The 3,217-nt window shown below is 31.9% G+C and carries 5 protein-coding genes; all 5 read right to left on the bottom strand.

The window, feature by feature from the left end; translation table 11 throughout:
- Positions 1 to 699 (bottom strand): hypothetical protein (locus tag AC2A1C_RS15670; protein WP_484026866.1); only part of this gene is annotated, 699 nt, incomplete at its 3' end.
- Positions 700 to 762: 63 nt separating this feature from the next.
- On the bottom strand, positions 763 to 1,311 hold the full coding sequence (locus AC2A1C_RS15675) for a 3'-5' exonuclease (RefSeq protein ID WP_484026868.1): 549 nt from the start codon (positions 1,309 to 1,311) through the stop codon (positions 763 to 765).
- Between the two features lie 92 nt (positions 1,312 to 1,403).
- Positions 1,404 to 1,967: a metallophosphoesterase family protein gene (locus AC2A1C_RS15680; protein WP_484026869.1), complete on the bottom strand. Its 564-nt coding sequence runs from the start codon at positions 1,965 to 1,967 to the stop codon at positions 1,404 to 1,406.
- Positions 1,968 to 2,171: 204 nt separating this feature from the next.
- Entirely contained in the window at positions 2,172 to 2,729 is a 558-nt protein-coding gene (locus AC2A1C_RS15685; protein WP_484026870.1) for a DinB family protein, read from the bottom strand.
- The gene (locus AC2A1C_RS15690; RefSeq protein WP_484026872.1) at positions 2,729 to 3,100 is read right to left on the bottom strand and encodes a cyclic-phosphate processing receiver domain-containing protein; all 372 of its coding nucleotides are present in this window, start codon (positions 3,098 to 3,100) and stop codon (positions 2,729 to 2,731) included. Before AC2A1C_RS15690 ends, AC2A1C_RS15685 begins: the two co-directional genes overlap by 1 nt.
- Positions 3,101 to 3,217: the final 117 nt, after the last annotated feature.

A 3,217-nucleotide genomic window follows, 5' to 3' on the forward strand; every position in this document is an offset into this window, starting at 1 on the left:
TACTCGTAATTTTGGCTCCATCCAGAAACCTCTTACAAAAGCAAGAGCTAACGAATATGAAAATTCTGTTTCTTTATCAAAATTTAACCTAAAAATCAGATCATTATTCAACATTTTTGCTCTAAGTTCAAAATCAATTTTTTCCAACAAGCCATTAGAAAAATGAAAGATATTTGTTTGCTTTTCGATTCCCGATTCATCAATACTTTTAATTCTCAATTTTGAATTTAAATATGAAAATCTTTTAAGCAAATGATTGATACTGATATAATCTACGACTAAATTTTTAAAAATATCTTTGTCAATTGTAAAGTCAAATTTGATTTTGTTTGCTTTAAGAATTTCATCTTCTATTGTAAACTTTCCTTTGTTTGAATTTAAAACTACACAATCGTCAAGTTCAATTCTTAAATAATCGGACAGTCCAATAAGCGTTGCTATCGACAAATGAAAATTCTCACCGTTATAATCATTAATATTTTCTACTGCTTTAGAAATAAAGTCAAATGCTTTTTTGTTTAAGCCCTCTATTATTAATTGATTATTTTCTTTAAGAATAAAGGTAATTTCAAAAGTTTCCGTTGCTATTAAATCCTGAATTAGATAATGTATTAATTCATTAAAACCCGCATGATCTAAAGAACCAATATACATTCCAGATCGTTTTCTTATGTGTTCTATAGCATCTATTTTTTCCATCACAACTTTAAAATAAAAATCCCTTTAAATATACGAATTTAAAAGGATTTTTTAAAATTTATATTAGGCTTTCTGCAAATACCAATGCAAAATTTTTGCAATATTTTTGGCATCGTCTACACCTCTGTGATGGAAACCTTCGAGGGGAAGTTTTAATTCTTTTAACGCTCTATCCATTCCTACGCTTTTTCTGATAGGGTGTAATTCTCCGAATAATGTTTTTACATTGATATGGTCATCGCTTAAAGGATAATCAACTCGGAATTTTGCAGCCTGTCTCTGAAGCATACTCAAATCATAATTTCCATAACTTGCCCAAGTAAGATCTTCGGAATTGTATTCCGCTCTTAGAATATCGAAAGCATCTTCCAATAAAATACCTTCGTTATCTAACATTTCTTGTGTAATGGATGTGAGCTGGGTGCAAAAAGGGCTCACTTTGGAGAATTGGGGTTGTATTAAAATCCCTTCGTTTTGCGAAATTTTACCCGTTTTGGCGTCCATTATACAAACCCCGATTTCTATAATTTCGCTTTCCTGTCCTCTCGGCGGTCGGTCTTCCCAACACGTGGCTTCGAGGTCTATAATTAATATGTTATCTGTTGTTTTCATTTTGTTTTAAATTTTTAAAGGTTGAAAGTTTGAAGCAGAAAGTAATTACAAACTGTAGAAACTTCCTGCTCCAACATTCATTCTCCTGTTCATCAATTTCTTGGTGCAAAAGGAGGCGTCCAATTTTTCTGTTTCATTATCGCCTTCACTTCTTCGTAAGAAATAGGGTAGAAGTTATGGCAATCTACACCTACATCAATACTTAGCATTGTATTATCATCCGGTAAAGTTCCGTGAGAATGACCGTACAATTGCCACGTTCCGTGATGAGAACCGTTCCAAGTGCGCATTGCGTAATGAAAAAGCATTATTTTTTGTTTGCCTCCTTTTACGTCCTCATCTTCTACAGAAAGTTCGTGATAATCTTTTATCCACTCGAATCTATCCGTAACCCGCAACGCCGAATATTCGTGGTTGCCTTTTATGAGGTGAATTTTGCCATTCAAACGATCCAAAATTTCTTTGGTAAAATCGGGTTTTCCGAGGCTTACATCGCCTAAATGATAGACTTCATCTTGTGGAGAAATTCTTTCGTTCCACCGTTTTATGAGTTCTTCATTCATGTGTTCCAAAGACTCAAAAGGCCGTTCGGAAAATTTTATAATATTGGCGTGACCAAAATGATGATCTGCCGTAAAAAATATATTTGGTTTCATTTTTTTATTTTTTTTAATTGTTTGTTATTTTACCACAAAAGGCATAAAAGTTTTTTACCACTTAAGAATACTTTAGTTTTTAGTTTACAACTTTGAAAATATTTAGTTCACATAAGAGAAAATCAAAGATTTTCATATACTTAAGTGGCCTTTTAAAAATAAATTTATCAACTAAGAAGAACTTAAGTGTTAAAATCTTGCAGTTTAATTAAATTCTAATTCATTATTTTTCATCTGAGTAAGGTGTCTCTGAGCATGAAGTGAAAGGAAATAAATGTATTCATACACATTAATTTTCCCCAGTTGATTCACTGTCATTGTTGTTTTACAAAGGATACCTTCTCCGTTTTTCATCAAGTCTAAATAGTTTAAACATTGATGATATTGTTGAGCAATTAAATTTTTTATTTCTTTCAAATCTAATTCTCCTTTCGGCTCCATGTGTTTTGGTCTTATCCATTCAAAAGCACTATACTCTCCTACTTTTTCAAACTTTTCTTTGTCAAAACTGTAGTTTTTTATTTCAAGATTCAAATCAAGATTAAGATAATTTCGCATTGCTTTTTTTGAACCTTTTTCAATAAGAATCAACAAATAAAAGTTTGTGAGATAAATATGTTCTAAAATCTGCAGAACCGTCCAACCTCCGTTTGAAGGTTGATAATTCAACGTTGCTTTATCTTTATCAAACCACCTGTTAACCTCATCAAAACTGAGTTTCAAATGCGTTTTTATATCCTGAATGAATCTAAAAATGTTCATTATATTTTTTTAAAGTTTTTTAAAAGGCTTTCAATATTTTCTTTTCCCACAGGATTCATTGAGTGGCAATAGAATTTAGGCAAGGGCAAATAGTTATCCATACAATATTCTACTAACCATTTTGCACAATCATAGCCGGTCCTTTCAACAAAATCCTTAGCATCCTGTTTCAAATAATGCTCATCTGCAAGGTCATGGTCAAAAGAAATCATTTCCGGCAGTCCTTTTTCCAAAATCCTATTGACAAACTGTTCGTAATTTCGAACGATATGCCAATCTTTTCTGAGGAAAATATCCTGTTCTGTATAATGATATACTTCAATCGGGTATCTTACGTCATCCAGAAACAGTAATCTTTTTGTGAGTTCCATGGGTTTTTATTTTTAAACCTTATTCATTCTTAATTCATGCTCTTTATCTCGTCTGTCGATCTCACCGAAAGGACTTCCTTTGAAGTAGCCGATATTGACAAATCCGTTTTCTTCTTT

The organism is Chryseobacterium sp. HNCC26DJ241, from assembly GCF_057180505.1.